Genomic DNA, 20,288 nt, shown 5'->3' on the forward strand with positions numbered 1-20,288 from the left:
GCACCGGAGGCGACTCTGAAGCCCAGTACCACTTTCTAAAACGATCATTTAGCGGAGCTACACCATCCCTACACTGAGGGAATGGACGAACGGCAGCTGAGGATCCTGCGGGAGCTCGGCGAACTGGGCAGTGTCACGGCGGTGGCCGAGGCGCTGCTGGTGACGCCGTCGGCGATCTCCCAGCAGCTGCGACTGCTGCAGCGCTCCATTCCGGTGCCGCTCACCGAGCGTCAGGGGCGCCGGCTGGTGCTCACCGACGCCGGACAGGCGCTGGCGGGCGCGGCCGTCGAGGTGGAGACGGCGCTCGCGCGGGCGCGGCACACCGTCGAGGGGTTCCTGGAGCGGCCGGACGCGGAGGTGTCGGTGGCGGCGTTCCACAGCGCGGGCGCCGCGTTCTTCCCGCTGTTGCTCGCCGCGCTCGCGGGGCCGGGCAAGCCGGCGCCGAGGCTGGCCGACGAGGACGTACCGCAGGAGGGCTTCCCGCGCCTCACCCGGGAGTACGACGTGGTCCTCGCCCACCGGCTGGACCACGCCCCGCCGTGGCCGGACACCGTGGCCGTGACGACGCTGCTGAGGGAACCGCTGGACGTGGCCATGCCGGCCGATCACCCCCTGGCCGCCAAGCGTCGCGTCACGCCGCGCGATGTCGCCGACGAGCCGTGGATCACCGTGCACGAGGGTTTCCCGGTGTTGGCGGTCCTCGATGCCATCGCCGCCGCGGCCGGGCGCCGCGTACAGCTCGCCCACCGCATCAACGAGTTCGCGGTGGTCGCCGAGGTCGTGGCGGCCGGGGGCGGCATCGCCCTGATGCCGCGCTGGACGATGCGTCCCCATCCCGCACTCGTGCTCAGGCCCCTCAGTGGCGTCCGGGCGAGGCGCCACATCGACGCCCTTCACCGTCCCGAGCGCACGGCACGGGCGGCCGTCCGCACGGTCCTGGCCGAACTGCGCCGTGCCGCGCGCACCATCCAGGAACGTGACGCCGACGCTCCGGCGGCGCGGGAAACCGGGCGCCGAGGCACCTGAGCTTGTCGTCTAACCCCGTCAGGGGGTGACGTAGTCGCCCCAGCCGAAAGTGGCGACGTAGGCCCGTCGAAGGGCTTCTCCTCCGCGTCCGCCCCTGATGCGGATCACGGTCAGCGCGAGGATGAACCAGGCGGTGAAGCACGCCGCGACGATCAAAGTCCAGCGAGGGCCGGAAAAACTGGCAATGACGACCAAGGCAATGATCGTGACGGCCAGTCCGATGTGGCCGCCTCTGATATCCGTGCCGGGCCTGCTGCCGCCTGTCATCAGGGTCTCCCGCCAAAAAAGTCACGCCGCTCTGCGTCAAAGCAGGCTACGGGGCTCGGCCAACGGTGTCAGCGCCGCTCCCACGGCGGGGTTCAGTGCCGACCTCATGGTGGGCGGGACGGCCGTATGCCTCGCCGGTCGCGAGGACGCGGCCCACGTCGTGACGGGTGGCTGGACGACGGTTCTTCCCACCACGTTGCCTCCCTTGGCCGGGTGTCGAGGGTTTCGGTGCGCTGGCTGGAGAGCCGGTCTTCGTGCGCAGGTTTCTGAGCCCCCGTCGGACGCGGGCGGGGTAAGTCTGTTCGGCTCGGCCGGCCTCTCCCAGGGCCCGCGGAGGTCTGTGGCCAGCGGTCGGGCGAGCCGGAGCTGGGTGTAGGCGGCGATCGCTTCACCGTGCTCGCATGGGCGAGGAGGTCCAAGCCCAGGGGTGTGCACAAATGCCACATGGCTTTGGCGTCCCGCCGGGAGGCGATCAGACCGGCTTCACGGAGGGTCTTCGCCTGCATGGAGGCGGCTGCCGGGCTGACGCCGAGCTCACGGGCCAGATCCGTGGTGGTGTGTTGCTGCTGCAGCAGACGCAGGGTCTGGGATCGGGTATTCCCGACGAGAGCGGCGAGCGGGTCGTCGGGTCGTGCATCGCCGTGCAGTGGCAGGGGGGTGACAGCGGGATACACCAGCAGGAGCCGGCCGTCGGGTCGGGGAGCGGCCAGAACGTGGTCGGCCCAAGACCAGGGACGGCAGCAGCACGATGCCGTGGCCGTGCAGGGTGTCCACGATCTGTCCTGGCACATCTCCGACCACAATCCTTTGTGGGTGGAGTTCTCGATCCCACCGAGTTGATCACGACGGCGGCCCTGACGTGGGTGCACCGTGCCGTCGAACGTTGATCGCGTGCCCGGAGGACGACCGATCGGGGCTCCGCGCGGCCAGCGGTTCTACCAGTTGGTCAGGTCGGCGAGGAGATCGCAGTGAGGTCGTCGGTGGCCGGCCGGCGGTACTGCTCTTCGTCGACGAGGGCGGGCAGGGATGCGATCAGCGCGGTGGGTGTACGGGTGAGGCGGATGTCGGCGCCGATGATGCCGGGCCGGCCGGGGCGCTGCACGTAGAGGCGCATCAGGGTGTCGCCCAGCCTAATGAGCCGGCAAAGCCGCTCAACGCCCGGCGGCGTCCGCGAGGATCGCCTGAAGCCGGGCTCGGCATTCGTCGACGAAGGCGGGGAAGGTGTGCCAGTAGTAGGAGATTCCGCTGACGCCCACCGCGATCGCCCAGGCGCGGGCGCGGGCCCAGGTCACATCGTCGAGACTCAAGGCGTCCCAGTAGGCCTGTCGCGTCTGCGGCGGCAGGTCCCAGAGCGTGGCGTGCTCGGCGTCGGGGAAGCCGACCGACAGCGCTCCGAAGTCGATGACCGCCTGGAGCCTGCCCTCGCGGACCAGGAGGTTGGTCGGCTTGAGGTCGCCGTGGAGCCACACCTGCGGCCCGGACGGCTCGGGCAGTGTGAGCGCGGCTCGCCACAGTTGTTCCAGGGTGTCGACGTCGAACTCGGAAGCCGCGACGGTTCGGCAGTCGGCGAAAGCCCCGCTGACCCATTCGTCGCACGGCCCGAGGCTGCCTCCGCGGTACCAGCTGAGGCCACCTGCGCGCGCCGCTCCCATGAGGCCGATGCCGTGGAGCTCCCTCACGACCGCCGCCAGGTCCGCCCCCAGGGCAGCCCAGTCCTGGACGGTGTCCGGGCCGACTTCGTCACCGTCGATCCAACGGAAGACCGACCAGACCGCGGGGAAGTCGTCGGTGGGCATCCCGGCATGGACGGGCGCCGGAATCCGAGAAGTGAGAAAGGGCGCCAGGCGGGGAAGCCACTCGAGCTCTTTCCGTAGGGCTTCACCCTTGTCGACGGTGCGTGGAATGCGCACGAGCAGGTCGTCGCCCAGCCGGTACATCGTGTTTTCCGTGCCCGCGCCCGCGGGCGACAACGAGAGGTCGGCCCACTCCGGGCGCTGCGCCTTCAGCAGTGACCGGACCAGCGTCTCGTCGACCGGGATCTCGTTCTCGTGAAGCGTCACGCCCGGAAGTCTCACCGCCGGATGGAACGGGGCGCCAGTGAATTTCCGTTCAGCCGCAAGGTTTTCACCGGAGGTGGGACAGGATCGTTTCGGCGAAAGCGGTGGCCAAAGTCGGGGCGTCCGGGCCCGGGGTGTCCTCGACCGGGGGCAGGACCATGAGCCGGAAGGACTGGTTCTTGCCGACGGAGACGAGCAGGACGTACGTCTCTCTGCCGTGATCCGTGATGCTGCCCAGCAGCGCCCGGTGACCGCCGATGTTCTTCCGGGTGAGGTGCTGGAACTCCTCCGCCCTCGTCTGATCCTTCGACGCGTACGGAGTGAAGGACACCAGCCCGCCCCGCGCGCCCCACTGGCACGACTTGGCGTCGTAGTCCGTCTCCGTCCCCTCGGTGAAGATCCCCAGCTTGGCGGGGCGCGCATCCTCGTCGTCGATCGCGCGGCAGGGACGTGACACCAACTCGGCGAGGGTGAGCGGACCACCGGTCGCGGTGCTCGACGGGCTCACGGAGGCTGTCGGCGCCGGGGCACTCACGGTGCTGGACGCCGTGGAGGCGGCGGGGCCGGCGGCGGCGGGGCTGGTCCGGGTGGCGTCCCCGTCTGCGCCACTGCTGCCCTGCGCGTCGCACGCGGTCACCGCGCACGATGCCAGGAGAAGGACCATGGCCGAAGCGATGGCCCGGACCAGGCCGTTCCCGGGGGACGCGTCATCGTCTGCTGCTCGGGTCACGAGCCGAACGCTATGGCCGCCTTGTCGGGACCCCTCCCGGAGCGGGGCTCCTCCCGGAGCGGGGCTCCTCCCGGAGCGGGGCTCCTCCCGGAGCGGGACCCCTCCCGGAGCGGGACCCCTCCCCGAGCCGGACCCCTCCCGGAGCGGGTCCCCGACCCCGCTCAGAACGCATACCACCGCACGGTCTCGTCCCCCTCCCGCAGAGACGCCACCCGCCGCCCGAACTCCGCCAACGCCTTCGGACTGCTCGGCGCGTGCTGAGCCACCCACGCACAACTGGCCGTCTCCCGGGCGCCGCGCAGCACGGAACACCCCTCCCACTCCCGCACGTCCCAGCCGTAGGTCCCGACGAACGACTCGTAGGCCGCCGCGGGCAACCCGTACCGGTCCCGCGAAAGCGCCATGACCACCAAGTCGTGCTCACGCAGGTCGGCGGAGAAGGTCTCCAGATCGACCAACACCGGCCCGTCCGGCCCGACATGCACATTGCGCGGCAGCGCGTCCCCATGGATCGGACCCGGCGCCAGACGGGGCGTCAGCCCGGCCGCGGCCGCCGCGAAGCCGTCCCGCCGCTCCCGCAGATACGCGGCGTCCGCCGGATCGATCGCGTCCCCCGCCAGCCGCAGCCACCGCTCCACGCCGCCCAGCAGCTCGCGGGGCGGCAGTTCGAAGGAGGGCGCGGGCAGGGCGTGCACGACCCGTAGCAGTTCGGCCAAATCCCGTGGCCCGGCGGGCCGTACCGGATCCGGCAGCCGGTGCCACACGGTCACCGGGTGTCCCTCCACCAGCAGTGCCTTGGGCTCGGCCGCCCGCACCGCCGGTACGTCCGCCTCCTCCAGCCACACGGCGATGCCGAGTTCGCGCCGCGCCCGGTCGAGGAGTTCGGCGTCGCGGCCCACCTTGACCACCAGGTCACCGGCGGCGAACACCGCGTTCTCACCCAGGGCGAGCAGCCGCGCGTCCCGCGCCTGACCGGGCAGCACTCCCGCCGCGGCCAGTACGTCCCGCGCCCGTGCCTCGTCCATCGTCCGCCTCCGTGTGGTCGTACGCCTGTCGTGAACGGCGTCGGGTTCCCGCCATCCACCGGCCAGTCTCGCATTTCCACAGGTCGGGCCGCGTGCGCGCGACCTTGACGGGGTACGGCGCCTTCACGACCATGACGGGGCCCACCCGAGCCGCGCAAAGGGGCTGATTCCGTGACATCGGTGACCGAGGCGCAGAGGCCGGCGAGACGCGCGCAGGGCGGCGGGCGGAAGCGGCAGCGGCGCGTCATGGACCACGGTGCCTGGTTCCTCGTACTCCCCGCGCTGATCCCCATCCTGGTCCTGAGCGTCGGACCGCTGCTCTACGGCGTCCTGCTGGCCTTCACCGACGCCCAGTCGGGCCGCACCCAGCCCACCCAGTGGATCGGCGGTCTCAACTTCCGGGATCTGCTGCAGGACACGCTGTTCTGGGAGTCGTTCCGGATCGGCCTGGTCTGGGCGGTCGGCGTGACCGTGCCGCAGTTCCTGCTGGCGCTCGGCCTCGCCCTCCTCCTCGACCAGGACTTACGACTGCGCTGGCTGGCCCGCGCCCTCGCGATCGTCCCGTGGGCCATGCCCGAGGTCGTCGTCGGCGTCATGTGGCGGCTCGTCTACAACCCCGACGCCGGCATCCTCAACGAGACGATCCGCGACCTCGGCCTCGGCGACGGCCGCGACTGGCTCAGCGGGCTCGGCACCGCCCTGCCCGCCGTGATCGTGGTCGGCGTCTGGGCGGGCATGCCGACCACGACGGTCGCCCTGCTCGCCGGTCTGCAGAACACCCCGCGCGAGCTGCACGAGGCGGCCGCCGTGGACGGAGCCGGAGCCTGGCGCCGCTTCCGCACGGTCACCTGGCCCGCCCTGAGACCGGTCGCCCTCTCCATCACCGCCCTCAACCTCATCTGGAACTTCAACTCCTTCGCCCTGGTCTACGTCCTCACCAGCGGCGGCCCCGGCGGCCGCACCCGACTGCCCATGCTCTTCGCCTACGAAGAGGCCTTCCGCTACGGGCAGTTCGGTTACGCGGCGGCGATGGGATGCGTGATGGTCGCGGTGATCTCGATACTCCTCGCCCTCTTCCTGGTCGGCCGGCTCAGGGGAGGTCACGAGGCATGAGGACCAGCCGAGCGGGCCGTCTCGGGCAGTACGTCGCACTGCTGGCGTATCTGGCCTTCCTCGCCTTCCCCTTCCTCTGGCTGATCTCCACCGCCTTCAAACCGCCGCGCGAGCTGGGCAGCCTGCACCCCACCTGGATCCCGAAGGACCCCACCCTCGCCAACTTCCGCCAGGCCTTCGACGAACAGCCCCTGCTGCAGGCCGCCCTCAACTCCCTGATCGCCGCGCTCGGCGCCGCCCTGATCGCCGTACTGCTCGCCACCCCGCTGGCGTACGTCATGGCCCGTCACCGCACCCGGCTCGCGCGGGCGGCGACCGGCTGGGTGGTCGTCAGCCAGGCGTTCCCGCTCGTGCTGGTGATCATCCCGCTGTTCCTGGTGCTGAAGAACCTGCGGCTGATCAACTCGATGCCGGGGCTGGTGATGGTGTACGTGGTGTGGGCGCTGCCGTTCGCGCTGTGGATGCTTGTCGGGTACGTCCGCGCCGTGCCGCCCGAACTGGAGGAGGCGGCGGCCGTCGACGGCGCCGGGCGGCTGCGCACCCTCGTCTCGGTGACCGCGCCGCTGCTGGCACCCGGGATCGTGGCGACGGCGCTGTTCGCGTTCGTCACGGCGTGGAACGAGTTCTTCTTCGCTCTGGTGCTGCTGAAGACTCCCGAGAAGCAGACCCTGCCGGTCGTCCTCACCCATTTCATCGGCGCGGAGGGCGTCGCGGACCTCGGCCCGCTGGCGGCCGCCGCGTTCCTCGCCACCCTGCCCTCCCTGGTGGTGTTCGCGGTCATCCAGCGGCGGATCACGGGCGGCATGCTCGCCGGGGCGGTGAAGAGCTGATGCGTATGAGACTGCTGTCGGTCCTGGCCCTCGTCGTCGCCGTGCTGCTCGCCGGGTGCAGCGCCGACGACGGGGACGCCACGGGCGGCCGTATCACCCTGCGCTTCCAGTCCCTGGCCTGGCAGGAGGAGTCCGTCGAGGTCAACAAGGAACTGGTGAAGGAGTGGAACGCGACCCACCCGGACGTCAAGGTCGAGTACGTCCAGGGCAGCTGGGACAGCGTCCACGACCAGCTGCTCACCTCCTTCGAGGGCGGTGAGGCCCCGGACATCATCCACGACGCCTCGGACGACCTCGCGGACTTCGCGTACGGCGGCTACCTCGCCGATCTGACCGACCTGCTGCCCGAGCGGCTCAAGTCCGACATCCCCCAGCGCAGTTGGGACACGGCGACCTTCGGCGACGGGATCTACGGCGTGCCGTTCCTCCAGGAGCCGCGGGTGCTCGTCGCCAACGCGAAGTGGCTGAAGGAGGCGGGCGTACGGATCCCGACGCCCGAACGCCCCTGGAGCTGGGCCGAGTTCAGGAGGATCGCCGAACGGCTCGGCGGGGACGGCAAGTACGGTGTGGCCTGGCCGCTCAAGGAGCCCGTCTCCGCCACCCTCAACCTGTCGCTGTCGGCCGGCGGACAGCTGTTCCACCGGGGCGCCGACGGAAAGGTGACCGTCCGCTTCGAGGCGGCCGACGAGGTCATGCCGCGCACGGTCCACGACCAGGTCAACACCGACCGAAGCGCCTCGCCCACGACCCTCGGCAGCGGCGGCTCCGACACCCTGCCCGGCTTCTTCGGCGGCCGGTACGCCATGGTCCCGCTCGGCTTCTCGTACCGCCAGCAGATCGTGCAGCAGGCGCCGAAGGGCTTCGACTGGCAGGTGCTGCCCGCCCCGGCCGGCGCCGACGGCCTGACCCAGGGCGTCAGCCCGCAGACACTGTCCATCGCCGAGGACAGCCCGCACCAGCGGGAGGCGGCCGCGTTCATCGACTTCCTGCTCCGGCCCGGGAACATGGTGCGGCTCGCGCTCGGGGACTGGATGCTGCCGACCGGCACCCAGGCCCTCAAGGACCCGGCCCTGCACACCACCGAGCACGACTGGGCCACCGGCACGGCCCTGGCCGAACACCTGCGCTCGGCGCCCGGTCAGTCGGTGCGCGGCTACCAGGAATGGAAGGACAAGGTCGCCACGCCCGCCTTCCAGGAGTACTACAGCGGGGCCATCGACCTCGACGAACTGCGCGAACGCCTGGAGGACGACGGGAACCTGGTGCTGGCGCGCTACCAGCGTTGAGCAGGACGCGAGTACACCTGGGTTGCGGATCGGCGAAGGTCCGTTTGGAGCGGCGAATCCCGTGCAACTGTCCGGACATGGCCCCCCCTTCCGACGAGCAGCTCTCCGACCGGACCGATGTCTTCACCTCGGGCTGCCTCTTTCTGCTCGTGCTGTTGGCTGACGTGGCGGCCGCGCTGTTGGTCGTCATCGTGCTCGCGGTGCGGGGACTGGGCCGGGTCGACGCCGGTGTCATGCACCAGCCCGTCCGGCCTCCGGTCGCGGACTGGACGCCGGTGTGGTGCTGGGGCGCTCTGGCGCTGGCGGTCGGTGTGACGGGCTTCCTGCTGCTGCGCCTCGGGTGCCGGGCCATCGGGGCGGTCCAGCTGGTGCTCTGCGTCGTTCTGGCGGGCAGCGCGCTGTCGGCCTGGCCCTGACCGGGCGGAGGGCCGTTCGCACACGGCCGCTGAGGTAATTCGGTTGTCCGCGTCGCCCGGCGGCCCCTAACGTGCCGTCCGTGGCAGCGAACAACGCGATCAGCAACTCCGGTCTCGGCCGGGGCTACGCGCACTCCCTACGGATGCGCCGCGGCCCCGGAGCCCTGACCGGCCCGGGGAGCCACGCCGTCCGCTGATCGCACGCGGATCCGCCTCTCCATTCTTCTCTCTCCTGTCTTCCGGTCAGGGCCTTCGGCTGCCCTTCTCCCTCTCCACGGAAGACAAGGACCGCAGGCCATGGCCCGCCCCACCCGCGTATCCCGCGCGCTCTCCCAGAACTTCCTCGCCGACCGCGCCTCCGCCGCACAGCTCGCCCGGCTCGCCGTACCGCACGGACGCGAGGCACCCCTGCTGCTCGAAGTCGGCGCCGGTAAGGGCGCGTTGACCGAGCTGCTCGCTCCGCGCTGCCGACGTCTCCTCGCATACGAGATCGATCCACGGCTCGTCCCCGTCCTGCGCGCCCGCTTCACGAACACACCCCAAGTGCGGGTCATCGGCGAGGACTTCCTCTGCGCACGGCCCCCGCGCACACCGTTCTCCGTCGCCGGGAACGTGCCCTTCTCCCGCACCGCCCCCATCGTCGACTGGTGCCTGCGGGCGTCCGCCCTCACCGACGCCACGCTCCTCACCCAGCTCGAATACGCCCGCAAACGCACCGGCGACTACGGCAGCTGGAGCCGGCTGACGGTGCTGACCTGGCCCCGCCACGAGTGGCGGCTGGTCGGCCGGGTCGGTCGGCGCAGTTTCCGGCCCGTGCCGCGCGTGGACGCCGGGATCGTGCGGATCGAGCGGCGCCGCACCCCCCTGCTCGACGCAGACGCGTACGACAACTGGCGGCGCCTGGTCGAACTGGGTTTCTCCGGAGTCGGCGGCTCGCTGCACGCGTCGCTGCGCCGGGCCCACCCACGGCGGCGGGTGGACGCGGCGTTCCGCGTGGCCGGCCTGGACACCGGGGTCCTCGTCGGCGAGGTGTCGCCGGGGGCGTGGCTGCGGCTGTACGGGGTGCTGAGCTCATGAAACCAAGTTGCACGAGACGTATCGTCTCGCTTACTGTCCACGTCATGACCAGTCCCGCTCGCACAGCCCGCCCCGCGCACATCGCCATGTTCTCCATTGCCGCCCACGGCCATGTGAACCCCAGCCTGGAGGTGATCCGGGAGCTCGTCGCGCGCGGCCACCGGGTGACGTACGCGATTCCGCCCGCGTTCGCCGGCAAGGTCGCCGAGACCGGCGCCGAGCCGAAGCTCTGGAACTCCACCCTGCCCGGCCCCGACGCCGATCCTGAGGCCTGGGGGAGCACCTTGCTGGACAACGTCGAGCCGTTCCTGGACGACGCGATCCAGGCCCTGCCCCAGCTGATCGAGGCGTACGAGGGCGACGAACCCGACCTCGTGCTGCACGACACCGCCTCCTATCCGGCGCGGGTCCTCGCCCACCGCTGGGGCGTCAGGGCGATCTCGCTCTCCCCGCACATGGTCGCCTGGGACGGCTACGAGGAGGAGGTCGCCGAGCCCATGTGGGCCGAGCCGAAGAAGACCGAGCGCGGCAAGGCGTACTACGCCCGCTTCCAGGCCTGGCTGGACGAGAACGGCATCGACCAGGACCCCGACTCCTTCGGCGGCCGGCCCGACCGCTCGCTCGTTCTCATCCCCAATGCGCTCCAGTGGAACGCCGACCGGGTCGACGAGAGCCGCTACACCTTCGTCGGCGCCTGCCAGGGCGATCGCACGGCCCAGGGTGACTGGCGGCGGCCGGCCGGCGCGGACAAGGTCCTCCTCGTCTCCCTCGGCTCCGCCTTCACCAAGCAACCCGGCTTCTACCGCGAGTGCGTCAAGGCCTTCGGCGACCTGCCCGGCTGGCACATGGTGCTCCAGATCGGCAGGCACGTCGACCCGGCCGAGCTGGGCGAGATCCCCGCCAACGTGGAAGTGCGCGACTGGGTACCGCAGTTGGCCATCCTGAAGCAGGCCGACGCCTTCATCACGCACGCGGGTGCCGGCGGCAGTCAGGAGGGGCTCGCGACCGCCACACCGATGGTCGCCGTACCGCAGGCCGCCGACCAGTTCGGCAACGCGGACGTACTCCAGTCCCTCGGAGTCGCCCGCCACATCCCCACGGAGGAGGCGACCGCCGAGGCCCTGCGCGAGGCCGTCCTCGCGCTCGTCGACGACCTCGAGGTCGCCCGCCGCCTGAAGGACATCCAGGCCGAGATGGCCCACGAGGGCGGCACCACGCGGGCCGCCGACCTGATCGAGGCCGAGCTGGCCGCCGTACGAGAAGCGCACGGGAACAGCTGAAAGAACAGCGCCCGTCGACTCCCCCGGGGTCGACGGGCCCTGTTCGTCGGGTCAGGCGGGCGGGGTCAGACCGGCACCCGCTCACCCTCGTCGTCCCGGGCCGTCCCCCGCGTCACGGCCTCGGGCGCCTCGTCGTGCGTCAGGTCCGGCAGCCGGTTCAGCCACTTCGGCAGGTACCAGTTGCGCTCGCCCAGCAGCGCCATCACCGCGGGGAGCAGCACGCCCCGGATGATCGTCGCGTCGATGAGCACCGCGGCCGCGAGGCCGACGCCCATCTGCTTCATGGACTGCATGGACAGCGTGCCGAAGATCGCGAACACGGCGACCATGATGACCGCGGCGCTGGTGACGACCCCGGCCGTGGTGACCACGCCGTGCTGGATCGCGTCCTTCGTCGTACGGCCCCGCAGGCGCGCCTCGCGGATCCGCGAGACCACGAACACGTGGTAGTCCATCGACAGGCCGAACAGGATCACGAAGAGGAACAGCGGCAGCCAGGTGATGATGGCGCCGACGCCCTCCGCGCCCACCAGGGACGCACCCCAGCCGTGCTGGAAGACGGCGACGAGGATGCCGTAGGCCGCGCCCACCGACAGCAGGTTCAGCACGATCGACGTGACGGCGATCGTCAGCGAGCGGAACGACAGCAGCATCAGCCCGAAGGCGAAGACCACGACGAACGCGAAGACCGGGATGACCGCTCCGGCCAGCTGGTCGTTGAAGTCCTTCGAACCCGCGACCTGCCCGGTGATCGGCGCCTCGACGCCGTCCACCTTGCCGAGCGTGGCCGGACGCACCTCGTCGCGCAGCTTGTCCAGGCTGACGCCCGCCTTGTCGAGGTCGGAGCCACCGACCAGCGGGACGTACACGAAGGCCACGTTCTGCTCGTCGTGCAGCTTGATGTCGACCGGGCCGCGCGAGGCGCCCGAACTGATCGCCCGCTCACGGAAGTCGGCGAGCGCGGACTTCACCTCGGGAGCGTTGATGTCGTCCGCCTTGACGACCACCTCGGCCGGCTCGGAACCGCCCGGGAAGGCCTCGTTGACCCGGTTGTACGTCTGCACGATCGGCAGCGAGTCGCCGAACTCCTGGTCCAGCGTGAGGTTCTGCGTCTTCATGCCGACCGCGGGAGCCGCTACGGCGAGCAGCGCGCCGGCCGCGACGACGACCGAGAGGACCGGCCGCGCGAGCACGCCCTTCAGTACGGCCGTCCAGAACCGGCTCTCGCGGTTGCCGCGCCCGCGGTTGCGGCGGAGCTTGCTCTCCGGGTGCAGGAAGGGGATCTTGCCCTTCTCGACCCGCTCGCCCAGCAGCGACAGCAGCGCGGGCAGGACGGTCACCGACCCGACCATGGCGACGGCGACGACCATCAGCGAGGCCAGGCCCATCGCCTCGAACTCGGCGAGACCGGTGAACAGCATGCCCGCCATCGCCACGCACACCGTGACGCCGGAGACGATGATCGCGCGGCCACTGGTGGCGGCGGCGACCCTGAGGGCGGTCTGCGCGTCCCGGCCGGCCTGGCGCTCCTCGCGCTCACGGCGCAGATAGAACAGGCAGTAGTCGACGCCGACGGCCAGGCCGACCAGCAGCATCACGGAGCTCGCGGCGTCCGTCATCGGCATCGCATGGCTGACGACGCCCATCAGGCCCATCGTCGCCATGATCGCGGTGATCGCCAGCAGCACCGGCAGCAGGGCCGCCACCAGCGCGCCGAAGGCGATGAGCAGAATGCCGAGGGCCACCGGCACCGCGGAGTACTCGGCCTTCTGGAAGTCGTCCCCGAACGCGTCGTCGAACGTCTTCATCATGCTCGCGCCGCCGATCTCCTCGATCCGCAGCGACGAGTGGTCCTTCTGCACACCCTCCACGGCCTTCAGCACGGGCTCCACGCGCTCACCCGCGGTGTCCGACTCCCCGCGGATGTCGAACTGCACGAGCGCGCTGCGGCCGTCCTTGGAGATCGTCTGCGTGTCGTACGGCGATGTCACGTCCGTGACCTTGCCGGTGCCCTCGACGGCCGTGACGACCGCGGTGACGGCGGCCCGGAACTCGTCGTCGGTGGCCTTGAGCGACCCGTCCTTGGCCTGGATCAGGACGGTCTCACTGGCCGGCTCCTCGATCCCCGCGTCCTCGATGATCTTGGCGGCGGTGTGCGTCTCGCCCTTCAACTGGTCGCTGTCCTTGACGTCGACCCGGCCCGCCGCCGAACCGAGCCCCATCGCCAGGACGACGAACAGCACCCAGATGCCGACCGCCGCCCATCGGTGCCGGGCGCTCCAGCCGCCGGCCCGGGCGGCGAGTCCCCGCACCCGCGTATCTCCGTTCCCCATGACGGGCTTGCCCCCTTGATTGCGGTGGCGGCCCCCTGCCACCACCTTTCGTTTCGAAGGTATGGGCCGGATAAAGACATCTCGTCGTGCTGCCCGGTGAAGTGCGGCGGCCGGAACTCATCCCCTCGGCCCGTGGGCTCTCCCCACTGGGGAGGACGCCGGTCCCTTACATCTATCCGGCGGCGTCGGGGGCGGCGATCAGGGAGGAAGAGGTTGTGCCGCATGCTGACCGGTAAGTAAGTTACGGGGTCCGGGCGGTCGTCGTGCCCACCCCCACGGGGCACGACGGCCGCGCCCGGGCTGCGGGACCGCCGTAGGGTGGCCGGATGACGACGACGTATGCGGCACTCCTGCGCGGCATCAACGTGGGCGGCAGCCGGAAGGTGCCGATGGCCGAACTGCGCACCCTGCTGACCGGTCTCGGCCACGACGGGGTACGCACCTATCTGCAGAGCGGCCAGGCCGTCTTCACCGCCGACCACGGCGACGAGGAGTCCCTGGCGGCCGAGCTCGCGGCCGCGATCGACAAGCACTTCGGCTTCACCGTGGACGTGATTGTGCGCGACCACGCCTACCTCGAGGCGATCGCCGACAACTGCCCGTTCCCGGCAGCCGAGTTGGAGCCCAAGCAGCTCCATGTCACCTACTTCTCCGCCTCGGTGGACGCCGAGCGCTTCGCGGAGATCGACCAGGCCGCCTTCCTCCCGGAGGAGTTCCGGCTCGGCGACCGGGCGCTGTATCTGTACGCCCCGAACGGCCTCGGCCGTTCCAAGCTCGCCGAAATTCTGGCGCGGCCCCGGTTCAACAAGGGTTTGATCGCAACCAGCCGTAACTGGAACACCGTAGTCAAACTCGTGGAGATGACCCGTGACTGAACACGACTCCGCCGTGCAGGCCGCCGTCCAGGGGGAACTGCGCCTGCTCCGGCCGGAGGTGCGCAGCTCGCCCGAACTGCTCGGCGAGCTTTTGCACCCCGACTTCCGGGAGTTCGGCGCGTCGGGGGTGTGCTGGACCCGGGAGTCGATCATCAAGGCGCTGATCGAGGACGAGGACCCGGGACCCCGGCCCGCCGTGGTATCCCGTATGGAGGGCGTCCGGCTCGCCCCCGGCCTCGTCCACCTCACCTTCGACACGGAACTCGACGGCAGGCGCGCGCACCGCAGTTCGCTGTGGCGGCTGACCGAGGACGGCTGGCGCATGTACTTCCACCAGGGGACGCTGTTCAGCGCAGAGTGACCAGGCGGTGATCGAGGTAGCCGGAGCGTGAGGTGTACGACATGATCTCGTCCGGCACTCTCAGCCGCGGGTCCTGATACAGCCGCCGGAAGTCGTCGTCCGTGCGGGCCGCGGCGACCTCGTCGAGCAGGGCGAGGTCGTCGTCGGTGAGATCGGCGTCGGCGCGGATCTCCCGGCCCCAGAAGTCCCACGGGAGCAGTTCGACGCGGTTGACGGCGGCCAGGTCCAGCATCACGTTGGTCCGGATGTACCACAGGCCGGCCAGGCCCGCTTCCCACGAAACCCCGAAGGTCCCCGGATCTGCCCGCCCCTCCCGGCAGGCCCGCCAGGCGTCCCCGGCGACCAGGAAGCGGTCCCTCGGCACGTCCAGCGGGTCGAAGTCCAGCACGTACTCCGGGAGCAGCACCTGCGCGTCGAGCAGCCGCCAACTCCCGTCCGGCCGACGGTACTCGGTGACCCAGTGGTCCTCGTGGTAACCGTCCACGAAGTACGTGGCGAAACCGCAGCGCAGCCGGGCGGGCGTGCCGGTGGCCCGTAGCAGTCCGCACAGCAGCAGGGAGAAGTGCCGGCACGTCCCGGCGAAGCGCTCGTCGTACGGCCGCCTCTCGGTGAGCGGGCCGTCCCCGCGCTCGCTCAGGATCCGCAGCACCTGCGTGACGTGACGGGCCTCGGGATCGTCGTGCTGCCGGTCCTCGGGGACAAGGTGGCCAAGGCGCCCGCCCTCTCCTCGATGGATGATCAAGCCCCGTACCAGAGCGGCGAGTTCCCCCGGGTCACGTGGCAGCCCACTGATGTCCGTGTCCCCCGGATCGCTGTACGGCGACTGCTTCAGATACCTGTCCATGCCGGAACCCTCGACCTTGCCCCAGGGGCAAGGTCAACCCGGGCCGCGATCACGGCTGTGCGAGGCTCGTCCCATGCGCTACATCATCATCGGAGCAGGAGCGGTCGGCGGCGTCATCGGCGGCCGGCTTGCGGGGGCGGGACACGAGGTCGTACTGGTCGCGCGCGGCGCGCACTTCGAGGCGCTGCGGGAGCGGGGGCTGCGGCTCAGGGTGCCGGAAGGTGAGCTGGTCCACCGGCTGCCGGTCGTCGACGGGCCGGCCGCGCTCGGGGAGTTGCGCCCCGACGACGTCCTCGTCCTCGCGGTCAAGACACAGGACAGCGCGGCCGCGCTGCAGACCTGGGCACCCGCACCGGTCGCCGGTGGCGGTACGGCCGCCGAGCGTCTGCCGCTGTTCTGCGCGCAGAACGGCGTCGAGAGCCAGCGCCTCGCCCTGCGGCTCTTCCGGCGGGTGTACGGCGTCTGCGTCTGGCTGCCCTCGACATACGTCGAACCCGGCGTCGTCTCCGCCGCCGGCCACCCCCTCACCGGCATCCTCCACCTCGGCCGCCACCCGCACGGCACCGACGAGACCGCCCGCCGGGTCGCCGCCGACCTGGAGAAGTCGCACTTCGAGGCGCCGGTCGTCGCGGACGTGGCCCGCTGGCAGTACGCCAAGCTGCTGGCCAACCTCGGCAACGCCCTGGAAGCGGTGACCGGGCCCGTCGACAGCGAGGAGGCCACGGCGCTGTTCCGGCGTGTGCGGGCCGAGGGCGCGGCCGTGCTCGACGCCGCCGGGATCGCGTACGTGAGTGCCGAGGAACAGCAGGCGGTACGGGGCGACAAGGTCACCCTCGTCCCCCTCGACGGCGCCCCGCGCGGCGGCGGCTCCTCCTGGCAGTCCCTCACCCGTGGCACCGGCACCATCGAGGCGGACTACCTCAACGGCGAGATCGCCCTCCTGGGCCGCCTGCACGGCGTACCGACCCCGCTGAACGAGCTCCTCCAGCATCTCGCCGACACCTTCGCGCGGGAGCGCCGGGCGGCCGGCTCGATGCCGGTGGGGGAGCTGGTGCGGCTGGCCGACGACGCGGTCCGCGCGGCGCTCTCAGGACCAGGGTCGAGCCAAGCAAGGGGATGAGGGGAACGGGCGGAGTGACCCGACTTCACCGCCGACGTCCCCCGGCCGGCGGTGCCACCTCCCCGTCACACCGGCGGGTGGTCCGTGCCGCGGCGGCCGCGGCCGGACAGGCGGCCGGCGAGGCGGCCCAGGGCGCCGGGGCGGTTCCAGCTGCGGAACGCGTCGAGCCTGCCGCGGCCCGCGCGGCCGAGGGCCTCCTCGACCGCGGCGACGTCCTTGGCGGGCAGCGCCCGCACGATCGGCCGCAGCACCTTCGTCAGCAGGGCCGTCCGCGTCTCGTCCCACTCCGGGCGGGTCCCGGCGAAGGAACTCCAGGAACTGAAGCAGTCGGCGACGTACGACGGCACCGTCCGCAGCCGGTCGCCCACCCGGTCCGAGCGCCCCACCCGCTCGTACGCCGCGAGCAGCCCTGGATCCGCCGTCCTGGCCAGGGTGTACAGCTCGCTTTCGGGGCCCGGTCCCAGGACGAGCCGCCGCGCGAGGGCGTCGAACACCCGCTCCATGACCGTCTCCGCAACGGGCGCGGCCGTAGCGTCCCGCAGCTCCAGCGCCCGGCCGACCCAGTCCTCGCCCTCGCCCTCGGTGCCGAGCAGACCGGCGAACTCCAGCAGGAGCAGGGCCGCGCGCTGCCCGGGCCGCAGTTCCGTGGGGAAGCAGCGGAGCAGGTCGGCGGCGAGTGCGGGGACGTCGTGGTCGTCCGGGGGCGCGGCGAGCGCGGCGTCGATCAGTATGTCCCGGGTGCCGGCCGCGCGGTGGATGTCCGACCCCAGCTGGTTGAGCAGCAGGCTCGCCTCCTGTCCCGTCGGCAGATCGCCGGACCACACCAGGTCGAGCGCGGTGCGCAGGACCGCCGTGTCGGCGTGCGGTGAGACACCGGCGGTGCGCAGGACGCCGTGGAACCGCCCGAGCCGGTCCCCGCCGGCGCCGCCACCGCACTCGCCCGCCATGAGGCACATCCGCACATGCGGAAACCCGCTCTGCAACTCGATGGGCAGCCCCGACCCGGCCAGCCTCCGCGCGGCCCCGGCCGGGTCCGACGCAGCCAACGTGTCCAGGGCGCCGAACAGCGCGATGCGCAGGGCCGGATGCTCGTGCACGGCTTCGAGCAGGGCGGGGGAGGGGGACGGGGACTGCGCGGGCGGGTTGCCCGCGGCAGCGGTGATGGGGCGGTCGGCCGGGGAGGGCCGCTCGCCGCAGCCGGCCGGATCCGTCGCCCGGTAACCCCCAGCGTCCTTGCCCGCGCTGGCCTCCACCCCGGCCAGGGGCTCGGCGACCAGCTCCCGGGCCAGCCGCCCCGCCAGTTCCGGAAGCAGGTCCTGGCAGTCGATGTCCAGCAGGTCCGCGACCCGCAGCAGCGCCAGGGGACGGCCGGCGGCCGGGTCCCGTTCGTCGGCGATACCGGCACGCAGCGCGGGCGCCAGCTCCCGGGCCAGTGCGGCCTGGGCCTGTGCCGTCAGCGACCCGGCGCGCAACACGGGCATCGGCCCACGATCCCGTACGGCCGCTGCCAGCACCCGAGCCGCGAGCGGCGCCGTCACGACGGTCGGTACCCGACCCTCCAGCCGGGTCAACAGGGCGGCCAGCGCGGCCTGTTCGGCGTCGCCCGGGGCGGACGACTCGCTGTCGTGGAGGCCCGGTCCCCCTCCCGTGCGGCCCGCCGCCCGGGGCTCGCCGCCCTCGCACAACGCCCCCACCAGCGCGGTCAACGTGTCGTCGGCGAGCGTGCCCACGTGATCGACCGCCCATCGCGCCGCCGCCGTACGCCCTGCCGCACCCAGCTCGATCCCCGCCACCAGCGCGGCCACCGCCAACGGCCCGGTCTCCGCGGACGTGTCACGGAACAGGTCGGGGCGTCCGGCGCACCAGATGTGCGCGCAGATCTGCGCCCACGCATCGGTCCCCGGCCGCGTCGCCGATTCCGGCGCCGGTGCGGTCGTACAGTCGTGGACCCGGTAGCGGTGGTCGTGGGCGACCGGATCGGAGGACGGCAGGGCGCCGATGATCTGCTGGCGGGCCTGCTGCGGGCGGCGGGTGTAGGTGGTGAACGTCAGCCGGTGGGCCTGTTCGCGCGGCAGCACCGCGCAGGCGAGCGCGATCCACTGGGCGACGTCCGCGCTGTCGTGCTCGACGAGGACGATCCGGGTGGCGGGGTCGAGGCCTTCCGTCAACGCCCGCAGGTCGGTGAAGAACGCCGCCAGTCGGTCGGACCGGGACACCGCGAAGGCGATCAGGCTGTCCCTGCGGAGCAGGCCCGACGGCTCGAAGCGGTCGATCGGAACGGGCCGGCCGTCCGGCGGCGCGGTCTCGGCCCAGCGCCGCGACTCCCACGCCGTGATCGGCAGCGCTCCGTCCGGCAGCCGCGTTCCCGGCGGCAGATGCACGGCGTGTGCGTGGAAGGCGCCCCAACGGCCGCCGGAGTCCGCCCCGGTGTACACCGAACGGCTCAACAGCCGTCCTCCGTCGGCGAGTTCTGAGAAGGTGAAGGCCTTCGGGAAGCGCTTGAGCTGCTCGGCGTCGGGCTGGGCCGGGAGGTCGTGCGGGGGTTCGTAGCCGATGAGCTGCTCGGCCTCCCGCAGCACCTCCTGCGGGACCTCGGCACTGACGGCCGTGAACCGGAACCCCGATCCGTCGGACCCGGGCGGCGCCGAGGTGTAGTGCAGCTGGGCGAGGGTCACGTGACCATCCCAGCAGATCTCCACGCCCGGGGAGGCCGTTTCCTGCGAATCCAAACGGTCCTGACCAGCCGCGACCTGGCTTGCGGCGCGGCCCCGACCGCGCCCACCGGAGGCAACCGTCAGGCCCCGACCGCCGCCAGCACCGGCACCCCCGCCGCGTCGTACCGCTCCAGCAGCACCCGCGCCACCTCCGGCGCCGCCCCCAGCACATCCGCCAGTACGTCCGCCTCGGCGGCGCCCCGCGCGATGCGGTCCGGGAGGAAACCGGGGGCCAGGACGTACGGCGCCACGGCCACCCGCTCGCAGCCGAGTTCGCGGAGCTCTCGTACCGCGTCCTCGGTGCGGGGAAGGGATGCGGAGGCGAACGCAGGTCGCACGGCGCACCAACCGGTGTGCCGCCACTCCCGCGCGATTTCTGCGATCACTGCGATCGCCTCCGGGTCGGTGGACCCCGCCGAGGCCAGCACGACCCCGGTCGAGGACTTGTCGGCGGGGGTCAGCCCCGCCTCGTACAGCCGCCGCTCCAGCGCGGCCAGGAGCAGCGGCGACGGGCCCAGCACATCGGTCTGCCGGATCCGCAGCTGCGGCGGCGCGTCCCGCAGGACCGCCGGGATGTCGGCCTTCGCGTGGAAGGCGCGGGTCAGCAGCAGGGGCAGGGCCACGACGTCCCGCACTCCCTCGGCCGCCAGCGACTCCAGCACCCCCTGCACCGACGGGATGTTGAAGTCCAGGAAGCCGGTCTCCACGCGTACGTCGGGGCGAAGCGCCCGCACCCGCCGTACGAGGGCGTGCACCGTCGCGGCATGCCGCGGGTCACGGCTGCCGTGGGCGATGACGAGAAGGACCGGCTTCGTGGGCATGGGACCTCAGCTCCTTGCCAGCAGGCCGCGGCTGCGCAGGACCCAGCGCTCCAGCGGGCTGAAGATGAGCAGGTCGACGGCGATGCCGACGATCAGGATGAGGAGGATGGCGA

Annotated in this window: 18 protein-coding genes and 4 pseudogenes; 10 read left to right on the forward strand and 12 right to left on the reverse strand. The window is 71.7% G+C overall.

Annotation, left to right across the window (positions count from 1 at the left end; genetic code table 11):
• The first annotated feature begins 81 nt into the window (after positions 1 to 81).
• On the forward strand, positions 82 to 1,026 hold the full coding sequence (locus tag ACIBAG_RS33110; RefSeq protein WP_399110189.1) for a LysR family transcriptional regulator: 945 nt from the start codon (positions 82 to 84) through the stop codon (positions 1,024 to 1,026).
• Positions 1,027 to 1,044: 18 nt separating this feature from the next.
• Here the strand turns inward: ACIBAG_RS33110 and ACIBAG_RS33115 are convergent, their stop codons facing one another.
• The 7 genes and pseudogenes from ACIBAG_RS33115 to ACIBAG_RS33145 form a co-directional block, all read right to left on the reverse strand.
• Positions 1,045 to 1,293 carry a hypothetical protein gene (locus tag ACIBAG_RS33115; RefSeq protein WP_399110191.1) on the reverse strand — a complete coding sequence of 83 codons (249 nt, stop codon included), beginning with the start codon at positions 1,291 to 1,293 and terminating at the stop codon, positions 1,045 to 1,047.
• 46 nt (positions 1,294 to 1,339) lie between these two features.
• Positions 1,340 to 1,677: pseudogene (locus ACIBAG_RS33120) on the reverse strand (transposase); the annotation flags it as partial.
• A 95-nt stretch (positions 1,678 to 1,772) separates the two neighbouring features.
• Positions 1,773 to 2,084: pseudogene (locus ACIBAG_RS33125) on the reverse strand (ArsR family transcriptional regulator); the annotation flags it as partial.
• 155 nt (positions 2,085 to 2,239) lie between these two features.
• Complete coding sequence (locus ACIBAG_RS33130; RefSeq protein ID WP_399110192.1) at positions 2,240 to 2,407, reverse strand: hypothetical protein; 168 nt, start codon at positions 2,405 to 2,407, stop codon at positions 2,240 to 2,242.
• A gap of 37 nt (positions 2,408 to 2,444) precedes the next feature.
• Positions 2,445 to 3,353 (reverse strand): phosphotransferase, encoded by a 909-nt coding sequence (locus tag ACIBAG_RS33135; protein ID WP_399110194.1) that lies wholly within the window; start codon positions 3,351 to 3,353, stop codon positions 2,445 to 2,447.
• Between the two features lie 64 nt (positions 3,354 to 3,417).
• Positions 3,418 to 4,080 (reverse strand): DUF3558 family protein, encoded by a 663-nt coding sequence (locus ACIBAG_RS33140; RefSeq protein ID WP_399110196.1) that lies wholly within the window; start codon positions 4,078 to 4,080, stop codon positions 3,418 to 3,420.
• Between the two features lie 161 nt (positions 4,081 to 4,241).
• Entirely contained in the window at positions 4,242 to 5,105 is an 864-nt protein-coding gene (locus tag ACIBAG_RS33145; protein WP_399110198.1) for a phosphotransferase enzyme family protein, read from the reverse strand.
• 171 nt (positions 5,106 to 5,276) lie between these two features.
• Between ACIBAG_RS33145 and ACIBAG_RS33150 the strand changes: the two genes are divergently transcribed.
• The 6 genes and pseudogenes from ACIBAG_RS33150 (at position 5,277) to mgt (ending at position 11,107) form a co-directional block, all read left to right on the forward strand.
• A complete protein-coding gene (locus ACIBAG_RS33150) occupies positions 5,277 to 6,218 on the forward strand; it encodes a carbohydrate ABC transporter permease (RefSeq protein WP_399110200.1) in 942 nt (313 codons plus the stop codon).
• A complete protein-coding gene (locus tag ACIBAG_RS33155; protein WP_399110201.1) occupies positions 6,215 to 7,048 on the forward strand; it encodes a carbohydrate ABC transporter permease in 834 nt (277 codons plus the stop codon). Before ACIBAG_RS33150 ends, ACIBAG_RS33155 begins: the two co-directional genes overlap by 4 nt.
• Before the next feature lie 5 nt (positions 7,049 to 7,053).
• Positions 7,054 to 8,334: an ABC transporter substrate-binding protein gene (locus ACIBAG_RS33160; RefSeq protein ID WP_399110203.1), complete on the forward strand. Its 1,281-nt coding sequence runs from the start codon at positions 7,054 to 7,056 to the stop codon at positions 8,332 to 8,334.
• Positions 8,335 to 8,411: 77 nt separating this feature from the next.
• Positions 8,412 to 8,750 (forward strand): inner-membrane translocator, encoded by a 339-nt coding sequence (locus tag ACIBAG_RS33165; RefSeq protein ID WP_399110205.1) that lies wholly within the window; start codon positions 8,412 to 8,414, stop codon positions 8,748 to 8,750.
• A 297-nt stretch (positions 8,751 to 9,047) separates the two neighbouring features.
• Positions 9,048 to 9,827, forward strand: a complete 780-nt coding sequence (gene erm / locus ACIBAG_RS33170) for an ErmE/ErmH/ErmO/ErmR family 23S rRNA (adenine(2058)-N(6))-methyltransferase (protein ID WP_399110207.1) — start codon at positions 9,048 to 9,050, stop codon at positions 9,825 to 9,827.
• A 7-nt stretch (positions 9,828 to 9,834) separates the two neighbouring features.
• Positions 9,835 to 11,107 (forward strand): annotated as a pseudogene (gene mgt, locus ACIBAG_RS33175) (macrolide-inactivating glycosyltransferase).
• Positions 11,108 to 11,172: 65 nt separating this feature from the next.
• On the opposite strand, the gene ACIBAG_RS33180 reads toward mgt, so the two are convergent.
• Positions 11,173 to 13,440 carry an MMPL family transporter gene (locus ACIBAG_RS33180; protein ID WP_399110209.1) on the reverse strand — a complete coding sequence of 756 codons (2,268 nt, stop codon included), beginning with the start codon at positions 13,438 to 13,440 and terminating at the stop codon, positions 11,173 to 11,175.
• 326 nt (positions 13,441 to 13,766) lie between these two features.
• Here ACIBAG_RS33180 and ACIBAG_RS33185 point away from each other — a divergent pair, with 326 nt between their 5' ends.
• Both ACIBAG_RS33185 and ACIBAG_RS33190 read left to right on the forward strand, forming a co-directional pair.
• Positions 13,767 to 14,315 (forward strand): DUF1697 domain-containing protein, encoded by a 549-nt coding sequence (locus tag ACIBAG_RS33185; RefSeq protein WP_399110211.1) that lies wholly within the window; start codon positions 13,767 to 13,769, stop codon positions 14,313 to 14,315.
• Positions 14,308 to 14,676 (forward strand): DUF4440 domain-containing protein, encoded by a 369-nt coding sequence (locus ACIBAG_RS33190; RefSeq protein ID WP_399110212.1) that lies wholly within the window; start codon positions 14,308 to 14,310, stop codon positions 14,674 to 14,676. Before ACIBAG_RS33185 ends, ACIBAG_RS33190 begins: the two co-directional genes overlap by 8 nt.
• Here the strand turns inward: ACIBAG_RS33190 and ACIBAG_RS33195 are convergent.
• Entirely contained in the window at positions 14,663 to 15,520 is an 858-nt protein-coding gene (locus tag ACIBAG_RS33195; RefSeq protein ID WP_399110214.1) for a transglutaminase-like domain-containing protein, read from the reverse strand. The two genes, ACIBAG_RS33190 and ACIBAG_RS33195, sit on opposite strands and share 14 nt — an antisense overlap.
• A gap of 73 nt (positions 15,521 to 15,593) precedes the next feature.
• Here ACIBAG_RS33195 and ACIBAG_RS33200 point away from each other — a divergent pair, with 73 nt between their 5' ends.
• The gene (locus tag ACIBAG_RS33200) at positions 15,594 to 16,640 is read left to right on the forward strand and encodes a ketopantoate reductase family protein (RefSeq protein WP_399110216.1); all 1,047 of its coding nucleotides are present in this window, start codon (positions 15,594 to 15,596) and stop codon (positions 16,638 to 16,640) included.
• 65 nt (positions 16,641 to 16,705) lie between these two features.
• Here ACIBAG_RS33200 and ACIBAG_RS33205 read toward each other — a convergent pair whose 3' ends face one another.
• From ACIBAG_RS33205 to ACIBAG_RS33215, 3 genes and pseudogenes are all read right to left on the reverse strand, one after another.
• On the reverse strand, positions 16,706 to 19,315 hold the full coding sequence (locus tag ACIBAG_RS33205) for a GTPase-associated protein 1-related protein (RefSeq protein ID WP_399110217.1): 2,610 nt from the start codon (positions 19,313 to 19,315) through the stop codon (positions 16,706 to 16,708).
• 119 nt (positions 19,316 to 19,434) lie between these two features.
• Positions 19,435 to 20,175 (reverse strand): sirohydrochlorin chelatase, encoded by a 741-nt coding sequence (locus ACIBAG_RS33210; protein ID WP_399110219.1) that lies wholly within the window; start codon positions 20,173 to 20,175, stop codon positions 19,435 to 19,437.
• Between the two features lie 6 nt (positions 20,176 to 20,181).
• Positions 20,182 to 20,288, reverse strand: a pseudogene (locus tag ACIBAG_RS33215) (ABC transporter permease); the annotation flags it as partial.

It is taken from the genome of Streptomyces sp. NPDC051243, from assembly GCF_044455405.1.
Lineage (GTDB): Bacteria > Actinomycetota > Actinomycetes > Streptomycetales > Streptomycetaceae > Streptomyces.